Origin of the sequence: Pseudomonas sp. BNK-7, assembly GCF_048072025.1 — a bacterium.
GTDB lineage: Bacteria > Pseudomonadota > Gammaproteobacteria > Pseudomonadales > Pseudomonadaceae > Aquipseudomonas > Aquipseudomonas danubii.
The window spans coordinates 4715936-4738402 of the sequence record NZ_CP182252.1 but is presented as its reverse complement, the minus strand read 5'-3'; the positions used below and the strand labels follow the sequence as shown (position 1 = coordinate 4738402).

The window sequence follows — 22467 nt, the reverse complement described above, 5'->3', positions numbered from 1 at the left end:
GGTGCCTTGTCTCAGTACACGGGAATCAGGGTGAAGGGCGCCTTGCGCTGCGAGGTTTCCAGCAGCAGGGTCGCCAGGTCGACTTCGGCGGGCTCCAGGTCGAGCTCTTCCAGCTCTTCTTCCAGTTGCTGCGCATCGGCCGCCAGGGCCTTGATCGGCTGGCGCAGGTAGGGGCGCGGGTCTTCGCCGTAGTAGATCTTCACCGGGCCCTCAGGGATGCCTTCCAGGCGGGCAAAACCCTCTTCGTCGAGGCTGCCCTCGGCTTGCGAGCCGTCACTGAACACCGCTCGGTAAGCGGCGCCGGACACCGGTTCCAGGTTGGGGTAGTGCAGGTTCAGCTCCAGCCAGTGACCTTCGCCGGTGAGGTGTTCCAGGCCCTGGTTGATATCCTGGGCAAGGCTCGCGGCGTCCTGGCTTGCCGGCTGCGGCGCGGGGGTGAGGGTGGTTGCGCGCGGCTCCAGGGAAGACTGCGGCTTGGGCACCAGGGCCGGGCCGCGGCTGTGGGCGGCGGCCGAGTTGTTGCGCTGCTCGGCGATCCACGGGGCGATGCGCTCTTGCACCGAGGCCATGAGGAATTCGGTGTGTTCGCAGGCTTCGTTGAGGTTGTGCAGCACCAGGCGCTGCTGCTGGGGCGTCAGGCCGTTGAAGGTGCTGGAGGCGCTCACGCCGCGGATGATCTCGGGCAGTTCTTCGGCCAGGCGCATTGGGTCCAGGCACTTTTCCAGCAGCTGTTCGGGGCTGGTTTTCAGGCGGCAGGCCATCAGGGCGTAGCGGATCATGTCGAAGAGCTTTTCGGCGTGGCGCTGGGGCGCGCGGTTGATCAGGCGCAGGAGGATCTTCAGGCCTTGTCCCGGGCCGGGGATCCAGCCGATCAGGGCCAGGGCCAGGTCGAAGAAGGCGTCTTCCTCGTCCTTGGGGTTGTTGATGGCGTCCAGTTCGAAGATCGCCTGGATGCAGTCGTAGGCGTTGAGTTCCTGGGTCAGCAGGGGCAGGCGGCCGCGTTCGATGGCCTTGAGCAGTTCGGCCTTGGCCTCTGGGTAGTCGTCGTAATACAGGTCTTCGACCATGACGTGTTCCTTTCCCTGGAAAATTGGAGTGCGGATGCTGAAGGAAACGAGGGGGTGGGGCAAGGGAGTTTTGGTTCTTTACAGGGGCTGGAATGCCGACCCAGACAAACGACCATCGTGTCTAAAGGGGCAGGCAGATCAAAAGCCTAAGCAAGACGGCGGCCTACCGGCCTGGTTTCATTTGTCCTTTACAGGGCGACGTTGCGCTTGGCAGGGCCGAAGGTCCTGCGGACCTTTTCGCAGCTTCGCAGGCTCAGCAGCGGCTACAGAACAACATAGGACCCTGTAGCCGCTGCCGCAGGCTGCGAACGGCTCCGCAGGAGACGCAGGGATCTTGAGGCTGCCCAAGATCGGCGGGCGATCGTCAGGCAAGGTCCTGCGGACCTTTGCGCAGCTTCGCCGTGGCTCAGCAGCGGCTACAGAACAACATAGGACCCTGTAGCCGCTGCCGCAGGCTGCGAACGGCTCCGTAGGAGACGCGGGGATCTTGAGGCTGCCCAAGATCGGCGGCGATCGTCAGGCAAGGTCCTGCGGACCTTTTCGCAGCTTCGCCGTGGCTCAGCAGCGGCTACAGAACAACATAGGACCCTGTAGCCGCTGCCGCAGGCTGCGAACGGCCGACGCAGCAGGCGCTAAACCTGCCACCCCGATGCACCTGATACACCCCATCGCCCGACTCCCCGTGCGCCTGCACCACTCAAAAGGAGCGGATGATCCGCCCCAGGGTTTCCATGGCCTGTTCCGCCGCTTCGTTCCAGGGGCTGCCGTAGTTCAGGCGGATGCAGTTGCGAAAGCGCTGGGTCGGGGAAAAGATCGGCCCGGGGGCGATGCTGATGCCCTGGGCCAGGGCCATCTGGAACAGTTTCAACGAGTCCATCTGCGGTGGCAGTTCCAGCCACAGGAAGTAGCCGCCCGCCGGCTGGCTGACCCGGGTCTGCGCCGGGAAGTAGCGGGCGATCGCCGCCAGCATGGCGCTCTGCTGTTCTTCCAGGGCGTAGCGCAGTTTGCGCAGGTGGCGGTCGTAGCCGCCGTGCTGCAGGTAGTCGGCAATCGCTGCCTGGGCCGGCATCGAGGCGCACAGCGAGGTCATGAGTTTCAGCCGTTCGATTTTCTGCGCGTAACGCCCGGCGGCCACCCAGCCGATGCGGTAGCCGGGGGCCAGGCTCTTGGCGAAGGAGCCGCAGTGCATCACCAGGCCTTCGGTGTCGAAGGCCTTGGCCGGTTTTGGCGCTTGCTGGCCGTAGTACAGCTCGGCGTAGACGTCGTCTTCGATCAGTGGCACTTGATGCTGGCGCAGCAGTTCCACCAATTCCTGCTTCTTGGCCTCGGGCATGCTCGCGCCCATGGGGTTCTGGAAGTTGGTCATGCACCAGCAGGCCTTGATCGGGTGCCGCTCCAGGGTCTGGGCCAGGACCCCAAGGTCGATGCCGTCTCGCGGGTGCACGGGTATTTCCACCGCCTTGAGCTTGAGCCGTTCCAGCACTTGCAGGCTGGCATAGAAGGCCGGGGCCTCGATGGCCACCAGGTCGCCGGGCTCGGTCACGGCCTGCAGGCACAGGTTCAGGGCCTCCAGGGCGCCGTTGGTGATCAGCAGTTCCTCCATGGGCAGCATCAGCCCGGCCACCATGTAGCGCAGGGCGATCTGGCGGCGCAGTTGCGGGTTGCCCGGGGACATGTCGGTGACCACCACCCGCGGGTCCATCTCGCGGCTGGCGCTGGCCAGGGAGCGGGACAGGCGTTGCAAGGGGAACAGGGTCGGGCTGGGGAAAGCCGAGCCGAAGGGCACGGTGCTCGGGTCCTTGATCGAGTCGAGCACCGAGAACACCAGTTCGCTGACATCGACTTCGGTGGATTCGTTGACTTCGCTGCTGATCACCGGCTCGGAGAACGGGCTCGGTGCGTGAGCATTGACGAAGTAGCCGGAGCGCGGGCGGGCACGGATCAGGCCGCGACGCTCCAGCAGGTAATAGGCCTGGAACACCGTTGACGGGCTGACCCCGTAGGTCTGGCTGGCGTAGCGCACCGAAGGCACGCGCTGGCCAGGGCCCAGTACCCCGGAGCGGATCAGTTCGGCGATGTCGTCGGCGAATTTTTCGTAGCGTTTCATCTGCGGTGCAAGATCCAGTCTGGTCATCGGGTCTAGGTGTTCAGATTCGCAAGGGAAGGCTCGACGGCCAGGGTGGGGCCCATGGCGGCGTCGAGTACAGGGTTCCCGTGGCCGAGGGACGGCAGCAGGCTCCCTGGCCACGGCATTCTAGAGGCTCAGCGGTTCATCGGCGCAACAAAACGGCTTTTGGCGATGGCGTAAACGCTTGGCTCATCGCTGTCGGCGACCTTGAAGCTGATGGCCTGGGAGCTGCTTTGTGGGCGGTCCTGGGTCATCGCCACCGAGACCGGCAGGTCGGTGATTTCGCCCGGGGCCAGGCTCAGTTCGGTCTTGCCCTGCAGTTCGAAGCCGTCGCCATCCACCAGGGCCAGGCGGTAGTTCTGGCGCTCCTGGGTCTTGTTGATGATCTTCAGGCTGTAGATGTTCTCGATCTGCCCCAGGGCGTTTTCGCGGAACAGGCCACGGTCCTTGCTCACGTCCAGGGACACCATCGGCCGTTGCACCAGGGCCAGGGCCAGGGCGCCGATCATCACCAGCAGCACCGCGCTGTAGCCCACCAGGCGCGGCCGCAGCAGGTGAGTCTTGCCCCCTTGCAGTTGGTGTTCCGAGGTGTAGGCGATCAGGCCCCGGGCGTAGCCCATCTTGTCCATGATCGAGTCGCAGGCGTCGATGCAGGCGGCGCAGCCGATGCATTCCATCTGCAGGCCGTCGCGAATGTCGATGCCGGTAGGGCAGACCTGCACGCACACCTGGCAGTCGATGCAGTCGCCCAGGCCGACGTCGGCGGGCTTGACGTCACGCTTGCGCGGGCCGCGGCTTTCACCGCGTACCGGGTTGTAGGAGATGGTCAGGGTGTCCTTGTCGAACATCACGCTCTGGAAGCGCGCATAAGGGCACATGTGCATGCACACCGCCTCGCGCAGCCAGCCGGCGTTGATGTAGGTGGCCGCGGCGAAGAACAGCACCCAGAACAGACTCAGGCCACCGATCTGCAGGGTCAGCAGTTCCTGGGCCAGAGGGCGGATCGGGGTGAAGTAGCCAACGAAGGTCAGGCCGGTGAGCAGGCTGATGCCCAGCCACAAGGTGTGCTTCATGGCCCGGCGGGCCAGCTTGTTCAGGCCCCAGGGTGCAGCTTGCAGCTTGATGCGCTGGTTGCGTTCACCTTCAGTGACCTTCTCGCACCACATGAACAGCCAGGTCCACGAACTTTGCGGGCAGGTGTAGCCGCACCAGACCCGGCCGGCGAACACCGTGATGGCGAACAGGCCGAAGGCGCAGATGATCAGCAGCGCCGAGAGGAGGATGAAGTCCTGAGGCCAGAAGGTCGCGCCGAAGATGTGGAACTTGCTTTCGGCCAGGTCCCAGAGCACCGCCTGGCGGCCGCCCCAGTTCAACCAGACCGTGCCGAAGAACAGCAGGAACAGGAAACCTGCGCCGGTCATGCGCAGGGTACGGAACAAACCGGTGAAGCTGCGGGTGTAAACGTGTTTGTCGGTGGTCTTCGACTTCATCTGTTTAGGGGGTGAAGGTTCGAAGGTCTCTACTAATCGGACGGGGATTCTTTCGCTCATGGTCGTTCGCTCATCAGCCTCCATCAGGCCGCGCAACTATGACCACGGATCTGTTTGCATAACAGACTCAGGTATTTGATAAAAAACCGTATCAGATGAGCCTTTACGGTGCCCCTGCGACAACTTGCTGCACCCCCTCAAGAGCCACCAGGGAAGGCCGCAGGGGCCTCTGGCACAGGCCTTCGCGGCGAGCCCTGATCCAGATCAGTCAAATCACCGAATCACCGTCGGTGGCCTTCAGATGGCGCCGACCGTCGGTGGCGCCTGCTACGGTCAAAGCATCGGCTTCTGCTTCGGTGATGTAGAGGCGTTCTCCCGCCAGCTCCACCGCCGACATGGATTTGGCAGCGTCGGTGATGACGGTCAGGGCGCTGGCGGGAAGGCGTTGGTGGAGGGTGTCGGTGTCGATGTAGCAGGTCTGGTTTTCGATGCGCAGGCTCATGATGCGTACCTCTTGGCAATGGGCGTACAGATTGGGCTGCAGGGCCTGGCCAGGGTTCGGTCGCGGCGATCAACGGTGGTCGTTGCAGGCCGGCGGGTGCAGGAGCCGGCTGCCGGCGAACAGGTCCGTCAAGAGGGCGGGCGTTTTGGCCGGCAAGCTGGCTGCTGTGGTGTCAGCGGGTCGACGCTCCATGCGTGACCACCACCGGCGGCATGGTATTGGGAGGATCGCCCTTGGGCGGTGGGGTGGTCTCTGGTGGTTCCTGCTCGGGAACCGGTTGCGGCTCGCTGGGGGGCAGGGTCGGTTGGTCGATGTTCGGATCGGGAGTTTCTGCCGGGATCGGGATATTCATCGCTGTGGCCTCCTTTGTGCTTGTCGATGCACGGGCTCTCTGGGTGGACCCTGGGAGCAGGGAATTGATTCCCGTCGATTTGGCCAGCGATCGCGGTGAACTTTCGCCGATGCCGGTGGCTCGGAAACAAGGTGCATTGATTCATCGGGGCGCTGGGCGCCCTGCGACCAGAGCGTCCATGGCGCGTTAAAGGGGTGATGCTCAATGACTGCAGAAAAACCGACTGAACAGCAATACCAGGCGCAGTTGCCCTTGTCTCAGGCCTTGTTGCTGCCGCGCATTGCCATCGAGAACACCCGCCCGGTCCTCGACGGCGGGCAGTTCGCGGTCAAGGCGGTGGCCGGCCAACAGGTCGAGGTGACGTGCAAGGTGTTCGCCGACGGCCACGACAAACTGGCCGTGCGGGTGCGCTGGCGCGAGGAGCAGCAGGACGCCTGGAGCAGCCAGGCCCTTGAGGACCAGGGCAACGATGGCTGGCTGGGGCGCTTTCCCGTGCCCACCGTGGGCCGCTATCGTTTTTGTATCGAAGCCTGGATCGATCAGTTCGCCAGCTTCTGTTACGAACTGGAGAAAAAACACCGGGCCGGGGTGCCGGTGAGCCTGGAGTTGCAAGAGGGGCGGGCTTCGGTGCAGCAAGCCGCCGAGCGTAGCGAAGGGCCGTTGCGCGAGCGGTTGCTGGCGCTGCAACAAGAGCTTGCCGGCTTGCTGGAGACCGAGCAGGTCGCCCTGTTTCTCAAGGATTCCAGTGCCCGGCTGATGGCCGAGGCCGACCACCGGCCCTACCTGAGCCTGAGCCCCGAATACCCCCTGGATGTGGAGCGGGTACAGGCGCAGTTCGCCAGTTGGTACGAGCTGTTTCCCCGCTCGATCACCGAGCATCCGTCTCGCCATGGCACGTTCAACGACGTCCACTCGCGACTGTCGATGATCCATGACATGGGCTTCGACGTGCTGTATTTCCCGCCCATCCATCCCATTGGCCGCAGCCACCGCAAGGGGCGCAACAACGCGTTGACGGCGGCCCCGGACGACCCCGGCAGTCCCTACGCGATTGGCAGCGAGGAGGGCGGCCACGAGGCGATCCATCCGCAGTTGGGCAGCCTGGATGACTTCCGTCGTCTGGTCGCCGCCGCTGCCGACCACGGCCTGGAGATCGCCCTGGATTTCGCCATCCAGTGTTCCCAGGACCATCCCTGGCTCAAGCAGCACCCGGGCTGGTTCAACTGGCGCCCGGACGGCACCATCAAGTACGCTGAGAACCCACCGAAGAAGTATCAGGACATCGTCAACCTCGACTTCTATGCCGCTGATGCCATACCCAGCCTGTGGCTGGAGCTGCGGGACCTCGTCATCGGCTGGGTCGAGGAGGGGGTCAAGACCTTTCGCGTGGACAACCCCCACACCAAGCCGCTGCCGTTCTGGCAATGGCTGATCGGCGACGTGCGCCGCCAGTACCCGGAGGTGATCTTCCTCGCCGAGGCCTTTACCACCCCGGCGATGATGGCGCGCCTGGGCAAGGTCGGTTACACCCAGAGCTACACCTACTTCACCTGGCGCAACACCAAGAGCGAGCTGGCCAGCTACTTCAGCGAGCTCAATCAGTCGCCGTGGCGCGAGTGCTTCCGGCCGAACTTCTTCGTCAACACCCCGGACATCAATCCGGCGTTTCTGCATGACTCGGGGCGCCCGGGGTTTCTGATCCGCGCGGTGCTGGCCAGCATGGGCTCGGGACTGTGGGGCATGTACTCCGGGTTTGAGCTGTGTGAATCGGCTCCGGTGCCGGGCAAGGAGGAGTACCTGGATTCGGAGAAGTACGAGATCCGGCCCCGGGATTTCAACGCCGCCGGCAACATCATTGCCGAGATCGCCCAGCTCAACCGCATCCGCCGGCAGAACCCGGCGCTGCACAGTCACCTGGGGCTCAAGCTGTACAACGCCTGGAACGATCAGATCCTGTACTTCGGCAAGCGCAACGCCGAGGGCGACAACTTCGTCCTGGTGGCGGTCAGCCTCGATCCCTTCAATGCCCAGGAGGCCCATTTCGAACTGCCGCTGTGGGAGCTGGGGCTGGCCGACGATGCCGCCACCCAGGGGGAGGACCTGATGAACGGCCATCGCTGGACCTGGTACGGCAAGACCCAATTCATGCGCCTGGAACCGGCGCAGCCCTTCGGCATCTGGCGCATCACCCCCACGTAGACGGCGGCTTGCCGCGTTTTTCCTCATAGGCGCCGGCTTGCCGGCGAATCGGCCCGCGAGCCTTGTGCAGGCCGGGCGACGCCTTCGCTGGCCAGCCAACCCCAACCAAGGGCGTGCTGTGTGGCGGCTGCGAATTCATTTTTTCAGGAGACCGACATGGCCAAGAAACCCCGCTCAGCGACCTTTATCAAGGACCCGCTCTGGTACAAGGACGCGGTGATCTACCAGGTGCATGTGAAGTCCTATTTCGATTCCAATAACGACGGGATCGGCGACTTTCCCGGGTTGATCGCCAAGCTCGACTACATCAAGGAACTGGGGGTCAACACCCTCTGGCTATTGCCGTTCTACCCCTCGCCACGCCGTGATGACGGCTACGACATCGCCGAGTACCGCGGGGTCAGCCCCGACTACGGCACCCTGGCCGACGTCCGGCGCTTTATCGCCGAGGCCCACAAGCGCGAGCTGCGGGTGATCACCGAGCTGGTGATCAATCACACCTCGGACCAGCACCCCTGGTTCCAGCGGGCGCGCAAGGCCAAACCGGGCTCGGCGGCGCGCAATTTCTATGTGTGGTCCGACGACGAGCAGAAATACGCCGGCACGCGGATCATCTTCCTGGATACCGAAACGTCCAACTGGACCTGGGACCCGGTGGCCGGGCAGTACTTCTGGCACCGCTTCTATTCCCACCAGCCGGACCTCAATTTCGACAATCCCCAGGTGATGAAGGCGGTGCTCTCGGTGATGCGCTACTGGCTGGACATGGGCATCGACGGCCTGCGCCTGGACGCCATTCCCTACCTGATCGAGCGCGATGGCACCCACAACGAGAACCTGCCCGAGACCCACGAGGTGCTCAAGCAGATCCGCGCCGAGATCGACGCCCACTACCCGGACCGCATGCTCCTGGCCGAGGCCAACCAGTGGCCGGAGGACACCCAGCTGTACTTTGGCCAATCAACCAATGGCGACGACGGCGACGAATGCCACATGGCGTTCCACTTTCCACTCATGCCGCGCATGTACATGGCCCTGGCCCAGGAAGACCGCTTCCCCATTACCGATATCCTGCGCCAGACCCCGGAGATTCCGGCCCACTGCCAGTGGGCGATCTTTCTGCGCAACCACGATGAGCTGACCCTGGAAATGGTCACCGACAAGGAGCGCGACTACCTGTGGAACTACTACGCCGCCGACCGCCGGGCGCGGATCAACCTGGGGATTCGCCGGCGCCTGGCACCGCTGATGGAGCGCGACCGGCGGCGCATCGAACTGCTCAACAGCCTGCTGCTGTCGATGCCCGGCACCCCGACCCTGTATTACGGCGACGAGATCGGCATGGGCGACAACATCTACCTGGGGGACCGCGACGGCGTGCGCACGCCGATGCAGTGGTCCATCGACCGCAATGGCGGCTTTTCCCGCGCCGACCCGGCGAGCCTGGTGCTGCCGCCGATCATGGACCCGCTGTATGGCTACCAGTCGGTCAACGTCGAGACCCAGTCCGGCGATCCCCACTCGTTGCTCAACTGGACCCGGCGCATGCTGGCGGTGCGCAAGCAGTCCAAGGCCTTTGGCCGGGGCACGCTGAAGATGCTGTCGCCGAGCAACCGGCGGATTCTGGCCTATACCCGGGAATACACGGGGCCTGACGGCAAGCAGGAAATCATCCTCTGCGTGGCCAACGTCTCGCGCAGTGCCCAGGCGGCGGAACTGGACCTGTCGGCCTTCGCCGGCATGGTGCCGGTGGAGATGCTCGGCGGAAATGCCTTTCCCCCTATCGGCCAGATGCATTTCCTCCTGACCCTGGCGCCTTACGGTTTCTACTGGTTCGTTCTGGCGGCAGAAAACCAGATGCCCAGCTGGCATGTGGAACCGGCCCAGAGCCTGCCGGACTTCACCACCCTGGTGCTGAAAAAACGCCTCGAAGAATTGCTTGAAGCGCCATCGCGCACCACGCTGGAGCACAGCGTCTTGCCCCACTGGCTGCCCAAGCGCCGCTGGTTCGCTGGCAAGGACAGCGCCATCGAGCAGGCACAGATCGCCTACGGTGTAGGTTTTGGCGATCCCCAGCATCCCGTGCTGCTCAGCGAGATCGAGGTCACCAGCGATGGGCAGCGCCAGCGCTATCAACTGCCCTTCGGCCTGCTCGGGGAAGAGCCGCTCGGCAGCGCCTTGCCTCAGCAACTGGCCATGGCCCGGGTGCGGCGCGGACGCCAGGTCGGGCTGATCACCGATGCTTTCGCCCTGGACAGTTTCGTGCGCAACGTGCTGCTGGCCCTGCAGGCGCAGACCCGGCTGGACAGCGCTGCCGGGCAGATCCGCTTCGACGGTACCGGGTTACTGGCCGAGTCGGGGCTCAGCGCTGACTCCGAGGTGCGCTACCTCTCGGCGCAACAGTCCAACAGCTCGGTGGTGGTGGGGGGCAGTCTGGTGCTCAAGCTGATTCGCAGGGTGGAAGCAGGCATTCACCCGGAACTGGAAATGGGCGCCTTCCTCACTGCCGCCGGATTCCGCCATATCTCGCCCTTGCTGGGCTCGGTGGTGCGCCGCGATGAGCAGGGCGAGGATCATCTGCTGATGATCGCCCAGGGCTACCTGAGCAATCAGGGGGATGCCTGGGAATGGACCCAGAACAACCTGGAGCGGGCCATCCGCGATGAGTGGGCGCAGGCCATGTCCGAGCAGGAACAACACTACAACGCCCTGGGGGAGCTTGAGGATTTCGCCGGCCTGCTGGGGCAGCGTCTGGGAGAAATGCACCTGTTGCTGGCGGCCCCCGACAGCCCCCCGGACTTTGCACCGCAAGTGAGCACCCTCAAGGACACTCAGGCCTGGAATCGTCAGGTGGCGGCACAAGTGGAACGGGGGTTGCAGTTGCTCCAGCAGCGTCAGGGCGAGCTGAGTCCCGGCGACCAGAAACGGGTGAGCCGATTGTTGCAGCACAAGACGAAAATCCTCGGTCACATCCAGCAACTGGCCAGGCAGTTGGTGGGTGGGCTGCGGATCCGGGTGCATGGTGACCTGCATCTGGGGCAGGTGCTGGTGGTCAAGGGCGATGCCTACCTGATCGACTTCGAGGGTGAGCCGGCGCGGCCTCTGGCAGAGCGTCGGGGCAAGCACAGCCCATACAAGGATGTCAGCGGGGTGTTGCGCTCCTTCGACTACGCTGCCGCCATGGCCCTGGAGACGCCAGCGGTGGAGGGCGCGCAGATGGCCGAGCAGGCCCGGCAACGGGTGGTCCGTCGTTATCTGCAGGAGGCGCGGCAAGCCTTTGTCCAGGCGTATCGGCTGGCGACGGCTAGTCTTGCCCATGAGTGGCAGGACCCGGCGGCTGCGGATGCCGCACTGGCCCTGTTCAGTCTGGAGAAGGCCGCCTATGAGCTGGTCTATGAAGCGGAAAACCGGCCCACCTGGCTGCCTGTGCCCTTGCACGGCCTGGTGGGGCTGTTGCGTGAACTGGAACCCTTTTCCGATCTTGAGCGTGATGGAGAGCAGTCATGAGTGTCTCGAACAAGGAACAGGGAAAGAACCAACCGGCATTGCTCCCGTCAGCCGAGGTCATCGATGCCCTGGTGCGGGCCGAGCATCCTGATCCGTTCGCTGTGCTCGGGCCCCACGGAGACGGTGCCGGCGGGCAATTCATCCGGGCCTATCTGCCCGGCGCCCTGAGCGTGCAGGTGCTGGACCGGGAGCAGCAGCAAGTGCTCGGCAGCCTCCACGCCGCCGAAGTGCCCGGGCTGTTTGCCGGGCATTTCAGCCAGAGCCGGCCCTATCTGCTGCGGGTGCAGTGGGCCGGTGGCGAGCAGGTCAGTGAAGACCCCTACAGCTTCGGCCCGTTGCTGGGGGAGATGGATCTGTATCTGTTCGCCGAAGGCAATCATCGTGACCTCGGCTCCTGCCTGGGGGCGCAACCGACCACCGTGGACGGCGTCCAGGGCGTGCGCTTTGCGGTCTGGGCGCCCAACGCCCGGCGGGTCTCGGTGGTGGGGGACTTCAATATCTGGGACGGGCGGCGCCACCCCATGCGCCTGCGGCATCCCTCCGGGGTCTGGGAACTGTTCGTTCCGCGCCTGCAACCTGGAGAGGCCTACAAGTACGAGATTCTCGGGCCCCAGGGCATCCTGCCGCTCAAGGCCGACCCCATGGCCCTGGCCACCCAGTTGCCGCCGGACACCGCGTCCAGGGTCGCCGAGCCCTTGCAATTCCACTGGCAGGACCAGGCATGGATGCAGGCCAGGGGCGAACATCAGCGAACCGATGCGCCCTTGTCCATCTACGAGTTGCACGCCGGCTCCTGGCAGTGCGAAGTGGATGACCTGGGGGAGGTGGCCCGCCAGTACCGCTGGGCCGAGCTGGCCGAACGCCTGATCCCCTACGTCAAGGACCTGGGCTTCACCCATATCGAGCTGATGCCGATCATGGAACACCCCTTCGGCGGCTCCTGGGGGTATCAACCGCTGTCACAGTTCGCCCCCAGTGCCCGCTATGGCTCGCCCCAGGATTTCGCCGCTTTTGTCGACGCCTGCCACCAGGCGGATATCGGCGTGATCCTCGACTGGGTGCCGGCGCACTTTCCCACCGATACCCATGGCTTGGCCCAGTTCGACGGCACTGCGCTCTATGAGTACGGCAACCCCCTGGAAGGCTTTCACCAGGACTGGGACACCCTGATCTACAACCTCGGGCGCACAGAAGTGCACGGTTTCATGCTGGCCTCGGCGCTGCACTGGCTCAAGCATTTCCATGTCGACGGTCTACGGGTGGATGCGGTGGCCTCGATGCTCTATCGCGACTATTCGCGCAAGGCCGGTGAATGGGTGCCGAACCGCCACGGCGGCCGCGAGAACCTGGAAGCCATCGACTTTCTGCGCCACCTCAACGATGTGGTGGCCCTGGAAGCGCCGGGCGCCCTGGTGATCGCCGAGGAGTCCACCGCCTGGCCCGGGGTCAGCCAGCGCACCGACCAGGGCGGCCTGGGCTTTGCCTACAAATGGAACATGGGCTGGATGCACGACTCCCTGCATTACATCCAGCAGGACCCGGTGTACCGCGCCCATCACCACAACGAACTGAGCTTCGGCCTGGTGTACGCCTGGTCCGAGCGTTTCATCCTGCCGATCTCCCATGATGAGGTGGTGCACGGCAAGCATTCGCTGATCGACAAGATGCCGGGCGATCGTTGGCAGAAGTTCGCCAACCTGCGGGCGTACCTGAGCTTCATGTGGGCCCATCCGGGCAAGAAACTGCTGTTCATGGGCTGCGAGTTCGGCCAGTGGCGTGAGTGGAACCACGACCAGCAACTGGATTGGTACCTGCTGCAGTACCCGGAGCACCGGGGCGTGCAGCAATTGGTGGGCGACCTCAACCGGCTGTATCGCCAGTACCCGGCGTTGCATGACCAGGACGACGTGCCCCAGGGTTTCCAGTGGCTGATCGGCGACGATGCGATCAACAGCGTCTATGCCTGGTTGCGCTGGAGCAAAACCGGCGAGCCCTTGCTGGTGGTGGCCAACTTCACCCCGGTACCGCGCCAGGCCTACCGCGTCGGCGTGCCAATGGCGGGACGCTGGAGCGAGCTGCTCAACAGCGATTCGCAACTCTATGCCGGTTCCAACTATGGCAATGGCGGCGAAGCCTTCAGTGAAGAACAGGGCAGCCATGGCCAGGCCCTGTCCCTGGTGCTCAACCTGCCGCCCCTGGCGGTGTTGATCCTGCGCCCCGACAGCCTTTAGCCGCGGGTGGCCGGTAATGGTCAACATCAGGCCATTACCGGCACCTTCCTGGGCGCATCACCAACGCATGCGCACGCCCAGGCTGCCGATCAGGCCGTTGAGGTCGTTGTCATCCACATCGCTGCTGTAGTCGGCACTGACGTACAGGCTCACGGCGGGGGTGACCCTGGCCACCAGACCCAGGCCAACCTCTACGGTGGAGGATTTGCGGCTGCTGCTGATCTTGTCCACCTGGTCCAGGCTCAGGGTCTCGCCGCTGTAGACCGTATGCCAGAGGTTGGTGCGCACATAGGGTTCCAGGGGCAGGCCATGGACGTCATAGCGCCCTTGCAGGCGCGCGCCGACCCGGCCGCTCCAGGCGTTGAGGTCGTTACTGCTATTGCCACCGTCCAGGCGAATGCGTTGGTTGATCACCTGGGCCTGGGGTTCGATCACCCAGTTGTCGCTCAGGCCTATGGCCACGCCGCCCTGCACGGAAAAGGTCATGGCGTTGCCGTCGGTGGTCATGCCCCGGCCCTGCTCATTGCGACTGAAACCGCTGACCCGGCCGCCGCTGGCGGACATGTCCAGGTGCCAGCCCTCGGCACCCTGCAGGCGCCAGAAGGCGCCCAGGCCTTGTCCCTGGACGCTGAGCCCGGCATTGCGGGGGTCGTTGACGGTGCTCGGGGCGCCGCCTTGGGTGAGGGTGTAGGTGTTGGGGGTACTCAGCAGGCCGATCTGTTGGGTGGTGCCGTTGTTCTGGATGCTGTAGAGCAGGGGGCCTTTGCGCGGTTCGCCGCCAGCGCCGGGCAGCGCCAGGTAGCCGACTTCAAGGTGCGTCGGCAGTCCGGGCCGGTCCAGAACCGCGAAGTCGCTCGGGCGCGGGCTGCCCAGGGGTGAGGCGCTGATCGGCAGGCTGCTCAGGGTTGGGGGGTACCCGGTGTTGTCGGTGTCCTCCCCCGGGGACGCCGCGACCTCCATGGAGCACAACAGCAAGGATGTGTACAGGCTGCACAAGGCGAATGGCAGAGGGCTTGAGGTGAGTGAGGTATTCATGGAGGTCTACCTTGCAAATGCATGCTTTATCTCGTTGGGGCGCCTCTCCCACCCCCGTTCGAGAGGCAGCCGGATTCAATCGGGTAAAGTCCGCCGACCCGCTCTGCAGCAGGTGTTTTCGGCCTTTTCCCGGTTACTTTTTCCAGGGGTGGTCATTGGTAGCTAAGGAGAGAGCAGGGGGCTCGTCAAGAAAATGACTGACAAACGGAAGGGTTATTTTTGGGTGGCCAAATCACTGAAAAATGGCACTTTGTCCGAATGCCAGGGATGTGCGGCGGGCGGGGGGATCAGGGGCGACTCCAGCGCGTGGATCTGCTCGTCGCCAGGGTTCAGCAGGTCGACCAGACCTGCTGCCACTGGGCGGCACCGCCCCGCAATCCGTGAGCCGGGACGATCGCGGTTTTAGCGTTCATCGCTCGATGCTCGCGGTGCGGCCACGGGCGGCAGTTGCACCTCGACCGCCAGGGGCAGGTGATCGGAGAGGTGGGTCCAGGGCTTGTTGCCGAGGATCTGTGGCCGGTGGCTGCTGGCATTGCGCAGGTAGACCCGGTCCAGGCGCAGCAAGGGCCAGCGCGCGGGGTAGGTCTTGGCCGGGCGGCCGTGATGGCGTTCGAAGGCTTCGTGCAGGTCGTCGCGCCGGCCCAGGGCGACATTGCCGTGCATCTGCCAGTCGTTGAAGTCGCCGGCAATGATCACCGGAGCTTCCTCGGGCAGGGATTCGAGCAGTTGGCAGAGCAGTGCCAGCTGCAGTTGCCGGTGGCTTTCCAACAGGCTGAGGTGCACGCAGATGGCGTGGACCTCGGCATATCCGGGTACATCCAGGACGCAGTGCAGCAAGCCGCGGCGCTCAGGGCCGGTGATGGAGACATCCAGATTGCGGTACTGGCGGATCGGGTACTTGGACAACAGGGCGTTGCCGTGATGACCGTCGGGGTACACCGCATTGCGGCCGTAGGCGTAATCGCTCCACATGCTGTCGGCGAGAAACTCGTACTGCGACTGCTGCGGCCAGTTGTCCAGGCGCGACGCATGGCGTTCATGCTCGCCCAGCACTTCCTGGAGAAACACCAAGTCGGCCTGGGTGCTGCGTACCGCTTCGCGCAGCTCCGGGAGAATGAAGCGTCGGTTGAGGGCGGTGAAACCCTTGTGGGTGTTGACGGTCAGGATCTGCAGACGCTGGATGCTTTCCGGCTGGGGCTGGCGGGTGGACTCGCTGCTCACGCTCACTCCTGTGAATCAGTGACGGTTTCTCATGGGACTGATGGCCGGCACTCGCGTTCAGGTTATTTTCCGCCCGGGCCCGGCCTACATCAGGATGATTTCGTAGGGCAGGCGCAGGCGCTCCAGCAGAATCGGCGACAGCGACGGTTCCAGGCCGATTTCCGGTTCGCCCTGCAGCTGGCTGGCGTAGGCGTGGGCCGCGTGGCGCTTGCGGGCCACGGTCCAGGTGTCCAGGCGCAGCTTGCGTGCCCGCTGCCAGGGAATCTGGTGCTCCTCGCGCGAGGACCAGTGCCAGGCCCAGATCGGAATCTCGTAGAAGCGTGCGCCCACCTGGCCGGCCGCCTTGGCCGCGGCCCGGCCCACGGCTTCGTGATCGAGGTTGCCGTCGCCGCGCCAGGTGCTGAACACCACATCGCTGTCACGCAGGTAACGGCTGATGAATGGCGCCAATTGCTGTTCGCGCTCGCTCAGGGCACTGTCGGCAAAGCCACCACGAATCCACTTCAGGCTGTGCAGGGGCAGCCCCAGGCGGCGCAGGGCCTCGGCGCTTTCCTGGGGCCGGAACACGCTGAGGCGGCGCTTGGGCCACAGCTCGGAGCCTGGGTGACTGGCGCTGCCGTCGCTGATGGAGATCAGTTGCAGGGGGTGGCCATGGTGGGCCAGCACTTGCAGCAGGCCGCCGCTGGCTACCACTTCATCACCGGGGTGAGGGGCAATGATCACGGCCCGAGAGCCGGGGGGAACCAGATTGCCGAGGTTGATGGGGGGAACGTCGGCCAGGTGGCGGGCGCCGTTCCAGATCTGGCTGGGCCAGCTGTTGTCTATTGCGGTTATGGCTTTCATGAGGTGTCACATCCCTGTTTTCCGGGTCACGGCAATGAGGCCTGAACATCCGTTCAGTGGCGACCCTGGGTTTGCACGTACGCTGATTCTGGCATCCGCCTCAGCGTGAAGTACCGGCGCTCCATCCCTTTGGGGCGCCGCGATGCGGGGCTCATCATACACAGCCTGGAACCGTCCACGTAGGGGCGGCCCAAGCTTTGTTCGAGCATTACGAACCCTGTCACAGGGTAGACGGCAATTGCTCCCCGGGGGAGGCCACAAGACGAAAGTCGTGCGCAACTTCCTCGCCCTTCAAGGTTCGACCAGGCTTTGCAGGTAATCGCCAAAGCCGCCCCGGGCCCGGCTGTCCAGGCGCCCGCTGGTAATCACCTGCGGGTGCCGGCTCCAGGCGATGCTGGCGCCGCTGCGCTGCAGCTGTCGCACCAGTTGCACGTCCTCGTGACACGCCAGTGCTTCGAAACCGCCGGCGCGAACATAGGCCGCGGCGCTGATGCCCAGGTTGGCGCCATGGACATGCCGATGCTCATCGGCGCTCTGGTAGGCATCGTGGTAGCGGGCTTGGGCCTGGGGCGCGAAGCCTTCGCTCCAGCAGTCGACGGTGACCGTGCCGCAGACGGCGTCGGTGCCCTGGGCCAGCTGGGCCACCAGCCAGTCCGCGGGCACCCGGCTGTCGGCGTCGGTGCACGACAGCCAGCGAGCCCCGGCCTGCAGCAGCCATTGCGCGCCGGCGGCGCGGCGCCCGTCCGACATTGCGCACCTGCAATTGCAGGTGCTGCACGGCGTACTGGCGGGCGATGCTCAGGGAGCGGTCGGAACAGCTGTCGAGCACCACCAGGATCAGCACGTCCTCCTTCAGGTCGGGGTGGCTGGCGGCTGTCAGGGCGCATTGCAGGCAGTCGGCCAGCAGTTGTTCTTCGTTATGGGCGGGAATCACCACACCAATCATCGCAGGCCCTCCAGGGTCGCGACCGAATCCGCGTCGCGACCCCAGAGGTCGAGGAGAAAATCCGCGTCCTGATGTTCCAGCAGGCGTGGCAGCTGCAACTGCCGGTGGAGCATTGCATGCACTTGCCCGCCCTCCAGGGGACAGCCGGCGATGGGCGGACGCCAATGACAGGCCAGCAACTGACCGTCGGCGGCCAGGGAGCCCAGGGCCCGAGTCACCAGGCGCGCCAGATCGCCGGGGTCCAGGTAGTAGCCAAGCTCGCTGATGACAATCAGCTCGAAGGGGCCGTCGGGCCAGTCCTCGGGCAGGCGCGGCATTCCACCCGGGCCTGGGGCATCGAGCGCAGGCGTTGCCGGGCCAGGCCGACCGCAGTCTGTGCGGTGTCGCAGCACAGCAGGCTGTCGCAGCGGGTCGCCAGTTCGGCGCTGAGTTCGCCGTTGGCGCATCCGGGTTCGAAAATGCTCCGGTAATGGCGCCGCGGCAGGCTGGCCAGGGTGATGGCGCGCTTGCGCTGTTCGTACCAGCGTCGGCGAAAGGCCCAGGGATCCTGGTCCCGGGCGAACAGCCCTTCGAAATAGTGACTGTCGACGCTCATAGGAATACCACCTCGAAGGGTTGCAGCAGACGCTCGATGATGTGTGGCGCCAGCACCGGTGCCAGGCCAATGTCCGGGTCGCCCTCCAGCTGGCTGGTGAAGGCGTGGATGGCGTGACGCTTGCGTGCCACCTGGGCGGGGCTGAGCAGCACCTTGCGGGCGCGCTCCCAGGGCAACTGGCGGCCCTCGGGATCGGCCCAGTGCCAGCCCCAGATGGGCAACTCCCTGAGGCGCGCGCCCGCGGCCCGTGCGGCCAGGGCGCTGGCCCGGCCCACGGCCTCGTGGTCGCAGTGGCCGTCCTCGCACCAGGTGCTGAACAGCACATCGTCCGGCCGCAGGCACGCCTGGATGTAGCGCGCCAGGGGCGCTTCGTCCCGGGCCACGCGGCTGTCCTGGAAGCCGCCGCGCAGCCATGTGATCCGCGCCAGTGGCAGGTCCAGGCGGCGCAGGCCTTCGGCGGACTCCTGGGGCCGCACCAGGCTCAGGCGCTCGATGGGCCAGCGCGGTGAGCCGGGATGGCTGGCGCTGCCATCGGTGACCGAAATCAGCAACAGTTCCCGTCCCGCGGCCGCCAGCAATTGCAGAAGGCCGCCGCAGCCGAGGATTTCGTCGTCCGGGTGCGGGGCCACGATCACCGCCCGCGAACCGGGCGCAACCAGGGTCTGGATATCCACGCAGGCCATCGTCCGCAGGTGCGAGGAGGCCTGCCAGGCCTTCAGTGAAGTGCCGCGGCCGACAATCGGATTGGCTTTCACAGGCACCATCCTCCCCGGTCCGCCGCAGCGGCTTCGCCGGCCAACTGTTGGCCGAGCTGGGCCAGGTCGCGTTCGGCATGGCTCTGGCGGATAAATACCGGCAGGTCGGCCAGCAGCCGGGCGAAGTGCCGGTCCAGGCAGTAGGGGCCCGCGCCCAGGGCCCGACCGACATGCCGCAGCAGGCTGTCGACGCTGGCTTCGGTCACGGCCCGGGTGCGCCGGGCCAGCAGTTGGCAATCGGCGTCGGGGGCCTGGTCCAGCTGCCGGGCACTGTGGCGCAGGACGCAGGCGGCCTGATGCAGGGCGCTGTCCACCGCCCCCAGATGCGCCTGGGCGTGGGGCTCGTCGCGCTTGGCGCAGTGTTCGCGCAGCGGCAGGGCGATGGCCTGGGCCGCGCCCAGCCAGCAGGCGGCGATGCCCATGGCGCCCTGCCAGAAACCCGGGCGCTGCAGGTAGTCGTCCGGCCCGCCGACCCAATGGCCCCGTGCCTGGTCGAACCGCACCTGCCGGCTGTCGGTATTGGCCATGCCCACCGCCTGCCAGCCGCCGCGCTCGACCTGCACCCCGGGCTGGTCCAAGGCCACCGCCACCAGACGCTGGCGCCCCGCGCTGTCCCAGGCGGTGAGCAGGGCATGGCTGAGCACCGCGGCTCCCGAGCACCAGGCCTTGGTCCCGCGCAAGCGGCAGTGCGGGCCGTCGGCGTCGGCCTGAACCCGGGACCGGGGCGGTTCGGCAGCCCAGGTGCCCCAGGTGGTGCCGGGGGCGACGACGCAGTCCAGCTCTTGCATGATCGCCAGGGCATCGGTGTGTCCCTCGTAGAGCTTGCACAGGCCCAGGTCATGTCCGGCGACCCGGGCCAGGGCCTGCCAACGCTGCAGGGTGGCACCGCCCGCCGGCCGCGGCAGGCGATCCAGGCCGGCGGCCACCAGAGCCTCCAGGCACAGGCCCAGCGCCGGGGCATCGGCGTGCCCCAGGTCGGGGTAATGGCGCAGGAAGGCTTGCAGGTCCATTTCAGTCTTCTTCCTCATGCTGCAACTCGAACAGCAGCAGTGAACGCCCGGTCACCGAGTAGCTGTGGCCGAAGGCGAAGCGCTCCTGGCCGCGCACCGCCGGCTGGTTGGTGTCGAGCATGCAGCTCCAGAACTCGCCGGCCGGCACCTCGGGCAGGCGGAAATTGACGATGTCGTGATGGGCATTGACCACCAGCAGCACCGTGGCGTCGGCCCCGGGGCGGCGGATGCCGGTTTCCTGGGCGCGGCCGTCCAGCAGCATGCCCAGGCAACGGCCGTGGGGGTCTTGCCATTGTTCGGTGCTCATCTCGTTGCCGTCCGGGGCCAGCCAGGTGACGTCCTTGACCCCGAGGTCCTCGTTGTAGCTGCCCACCAGGAAGCGCCCGCGGCGCAGGATCGGGTAGCTCAGGCGCAGCTTGATCAGGCGCTTGACGAACTTGAGCAGCGCCTTGCCGTCGGCATCCAGCTCCCAGTTGATCCAGCCGATCTCGCTGTCCTGGCAGTAGGCGTTGTTGTTGCCGTGCTGGGTGCGGGCGAATTCGTCGCCGGCCACCAGCATCGGCGTGCCCTGGGCCAGCAGCAGGGTGGCGAAGAAGTTGCGCATCTGGCGCAGGCGCAGGGCGTTGATCTCGGGGTCGTCGGTGGGGCCTTCGACGCCATGGTTCCAGGACAGGTTGTTGTCGCTGCCGTCCTGGTTGTTCTCGTCGTTGGCCTGGTTGTGCTTGTCGTTGTAGGACACCAGGTCGCGCAGGGTGAAGCCGTCGTGGGCGGTGACGAAATTGACCGACGCATAGGGCCGCCGGCCGCGCTGGTTGAACATCTCGCCGGAGGCGGTCATGCGCCCGGCGAAGTCCGCCAACTGGCCGTCGTCGCCTTTCCAGAAGGCCCGCACGGTGTCGCGGAAACGGTCGTTCCATTCCACCCAGCCCGGCGGAAAGCGCCCCACCTGGTAGCCGCCGGGGCCGCAGTCCCAGGGTTCGGCGATCAGCTTCACCTGGCGCAGCACCGGGTCCTGGCGGCAGGCCACGAGGAAGCTGTGGCGCTCGTCGAAACCATCGTGGTAGCGGCCGAGGATGGTCGCCAGGTCGAAGCGGAAACCGTCCACGTGCATTTCCGTGGCCCAGTAGCGCAGGGAGTCGGTGACCATCTGCAGCACGCAGGGATGGCTCAGGTCCAGGGTGTTGCCGGTGCCGGAATCGTTGATGTAGAAGCGCTTGTCGTCGGGCATCAGGCGGTAGTAGGAGGCGTTGTCGATGCCGCGCATGGACAGGGTCGGGCCTTGTTCGTTGCCTTCGGCGGTGTGGTTGTAGACCACGTCCAGCAGCACCTCCAGTCCGGCCTCGTGCAGGTGCGCGACCATTTCCTTGAATTCGGCGATCTTGCCGCTGGCCAGGTAGCGCGGGTCGGGGGCGAAGAAGGCGATGCTGTTGTAGCCCCAGTAGTTGGTCATGCCCTTGTGCAGCAGGTGCTGGTCGTTGACGAAGGCATGGATCGGCAGCAGCTCCACCGACGAGACGCCAAGCTTGCGGATGTGCTCCAGCACGTCGTCCACCATCAGCCCGGCAAAGGTCCCCCGCAGGTGTTCCGGCACTGCGGGATGGGTCATGGTGAAGCCGCGCACGTGGGTCTCGTAGAGGATGGTCTTGTCCCAGGGCACGCTGACCCGATGGTCGTGGCCCCAGGTGTGGGCCGGGTCGATGACTTTGCACTTGGGCACGAAGGGCGCGCTGTCCCGTTCGTCAAAGCTGAGGTCGGCGTCAGGATGGCCGATGGTGTAGCCGAACAGCGCCTCGGACCATTTCAATTGGCCCACCAGCTGCTTGGCATAGGGGTCGATCAACAGTTTGTTGGGGTTGAAACGGTGGCCGTTGGCCGGCTCATAGGGGCCGTGCACCCGGTAGCCGTAGATCAGCCCGGGGTGAGCGTCGGGCAGGTAGCCGTGGAAGATTTCGTCGGTGTACTCGGGCAGTTCGATACGTTCGAGCTCCACGTCGCCGGCGGCGTCGAACAGGCACAGTTCGACCTTGGTGGCATTGGCCGAGAACAGCGCGAAGTTGACGCCCAGGCCATCCCAGGTGGCGCCCAGAGGGAAGGGCAGGCCTTCACGGATGCGCGAGGGTTCGTTCTCGGGAGTCGGCGGAGTCTGCTTGGATCTGCTCATGGTTGCTCCTGCAAAAAGGATCAGGGGGCCGGCCGTGGGTTTTTCAGGGCGAAGCCATCCAGGGTGGCGTGCGGGCGCGCCACCGGTTCAGGGCGATAGAGAGGCGGGAGTGTCGTCAGTGGGCTGGCGGCTTGCGCGGTGCCCGGGGTTTCTTCGGCGCCGCAGGCTTCTCTCCTGGCGGCACTACCACCGCGGCGGCCGACTTGGCCTTGGGTTTGCTGGCGCTCTTGCTGGGCGCACTGGCGGCGGCAGATTTGTTCTTGGCCCCCTTGGGCGGCTGGCTCGGGGCCAGGGCCTCGGCCTCGGCGAGCTTGCGGGCCATTTCCCAGTGTCGGGCTTCGTGGCCCTCCGGTTTCCCTTCCGACTCCCAGATCTGATAGGCGAATTCACGTGTGCGTTTGTCGTCGGTACTCATCGCAATGCTC

General features: G+C 65.5%; 15 protein-coding genes and 2 pseudogenes. 3 read left to right on the top strand and 14 right to left on the bottom strand.

Features of this window, described 5'->3' with window-relative positions:
• Positions 1–11 precede the first annotated feature (11 nt).
• The 5 genes from ACMGF8_RS21470 to ACMGF8_RS21450 form a co-directional block, all read right to left on the bottom strand.
• Positions 12–1067, bottom strand: coding sequence for a hypothetical protein (locus tag ACMGF8_RS21470; RefSeq protein WP_115580137.1), 1056 nt, complete (start codon positions 1065–1067; stop codon positions 12–14).
• 697 nt (positions 1068–1764) lie between these two features.
• Positions 1765–3174, bottom strand: a complete 1410-nt coding sequence (gene mapR, locus ACMGF8_RS21465) for a GntR family transcriptional regulator MpaR (RefSeq protein WP_053151441.1) — start codon at positions 3172–3174, stop codon at positions 1765–1767.
• A gap of 155 nt (positions 3175–3329) precedes the next feature.
• Entirely contained in the window at positions 3330–4745 is a 1416-nt protein-coding gene (gene ccoG, locus ACMGF8_RS21460; protein ID WP_102863435.1) for a cytochrome c oxidase accessory protein CcoG, read from the bottom strand.
• A 208-nt stretch (positions 4746–4953) separates the two neighbouring features.
• Positions 4954–5187, bottom strand: coding sequence for a DUF3203 family protein (locus tag ACMGF8_RS21455; RefSeq protein WP_102863436.1), 234 nt, complete (start codon positions 5185–5187; stop codon positions 4954–4956).
• Positions 5188–5359: 172 nt separating this feature from the next.
• Positions 5360–5539, bottom strand: coding sequence for a hypothetical protein (locus ACMGF8_RS21450; protein WP_102863437.1), 180 nt, complete (start codon positions 5537–5539; stop codon positions 5360–5362).
• Positions 5540–5743: 204 nt separating this feature from the next.
• Here ACMGF8_RS21450 and ACMGF8_RS21445 point away from each other — a divergent pair, with 204 nt between their 5' ends.
• The 3 genes from ACMGF8_RS21445 to glgB all read left to right on the top strand — a co-directional run bounded on the left by ACMGF8_RS21445 (position 5744) and on the right by glgB (position 13476).
• Positions 5744–7738 (top strand): alpha-1,4-glucan--maltose-1-phosphate maltosyltransferase, encoded by a 1995-nt coding sequence (locus ACMGF8_RS21445; protein WP_250330584.1) that lies wholly within the window; start codon positions 5744–5746, stop codon positions 7736–7738.
• Positions 7739–7894: 156 nt separating this feature from the next.
• On the top strand, positions 7895–11245 hold the full coding sequence (treS, locus tag ACMGF8_RS21440; RefSeq protein ID WP_416757058.1) for a maltose alpha-D-glucosyltransferase: 3351 nt from the start codon (positions 7895–7897) through the stop codon (positions 11243–11245).
• A complete protein-coding gene (gene glgB / locus ACMGF8_RS21435) occupies positions 11242–13476 on the top strand; it encodes a 1,4-alpha-glucan branching protein GlgB (protein ID WP_305949783.1) in 2235 nt (744 codons plus the stop codon). The genes treS and glgB overlap by 4 nt, the downstream gene beginning before the upstream one ends.
• A 57-nt stretch (positions 13477–13533) precedes the next feature.
• On the opposite strand, the gene ACMGF8_RS21430 is transcribed toward glgB, so the two are convergent.
• The 9 genes and pseudogenes from ACMGF8_RS21430 to ACMGF8_RS21390 all read right to left on the bottom strand — a co-directional run bounded on the left by ACMGF8_RS21430 (position 13534) and on the right by ACMGF8_RS21390 (position 22457).
• Positions 13534–14511 (bottom strand): autotransporter domain-containing protein, encoded by a 978-nt coding sequence (locus ACMGF8_RS21430; RefSeq protein ID WP_416757057.1) that lies wholly within the window; start codon positions 14509–14511, stop codon positions 13534–13536.
• Positions 14512–14913: 402 nt separating this feature from the next.
• The gene (locus tag ACMGF8_RS21425; RefSeq protein WP_416757056.1) at positions 14914–15732 is read right to left on the bottom strand and encodes an endonuclease/exonuclease/phosphatase family protein; all 819 of its coding nucleotides are present in this window, start codon (positions 15730–15732) and stop codon (positions 14914–14916) included.
• Positions 15733–15816: 84 nt separating this feature from the next.
• Positions 15817–16575 carry a PIG-L deacetylase family protein gene (locus ACMGF8_RS21420; protein WP_102863443.1) on the bottom strand — a complete coding sequence of 253 codons (759 nt, stop codon included), beginning with the start codon at positions 16573–16575 and terminating at the stop codon, positions 15817–15819.
• Positions 16576–16866: 291 nt separating this feature from the next.
• Positions 16867–17521: pseudogene (locus ACMGF8_RS21415) on the bottom strand (glycosyltransferase).
• A pseudogene (locus ACMGF8_RS21410) lies at positions 17518–18116 on the bottom strand (SAM-dependent methyltransferase). Before ACMGF8_RS21410 ends, ACMGF8_RS21415 begins: the two co-directional pseudogenes overlap by 4 nt.
• Entirely contained in the window at positions 18113–18871 is a 759-nt protein-coding gene (locus ACMGF8_RS21405; RefSeq protein ID WP_416757055.1) for a PIG-L deacetylase family protein, read from the bottom strand. The pseudogene ACMGF8_RS21410 and the gene ACMGF8_RS21405 overlap by 4 nt, the downstream one beginning before the upstream one ends.
• Positions 18868–19881: an acyl-CoA dehydrogenase family protein gene (locus tag ACMGF8_RS21400; protein WP_102863447.1), complete on the bottom strand. Its 1014-nt coding sequence runs from the start codon at positions 19879–19881 to the stop codon at positions 18868–18870. Before ACMGF8_RS21400 ends, ACMGF8_RS21405 begins: the two co-directional genes overlap by 4 nt.
• A gap of 1 nt (position 19882) precedes the next feature.
• Positions 19883–22042, bottom strand: coding sequence for a glycogen debranching protein GlgX (gene glgX, locus ACMGF8_RS21395; RefSeq protein ID WP_102863448.1), 2160 nt, complete (start codon positions 22040–22042; stop codon positions 19883–19885).
• 115 nt (positions 22043–22157) lie between these two features.
• Positions 22158–22457 carry a DUF2934 domain-containing protein gene (locus tag ACMGF8_RS21390; RefSeq protein WP_416757054.1) on the bottom strand — a complete coding sequence of 100 codons (300 nt, stop codon included), beginning with the start codon at positions 22455–22457 and terminating at the stop codon, positions 22158–22160.
• Between the last annotated feature and the right edge of the window lie 10 nt (positions 22458–22467).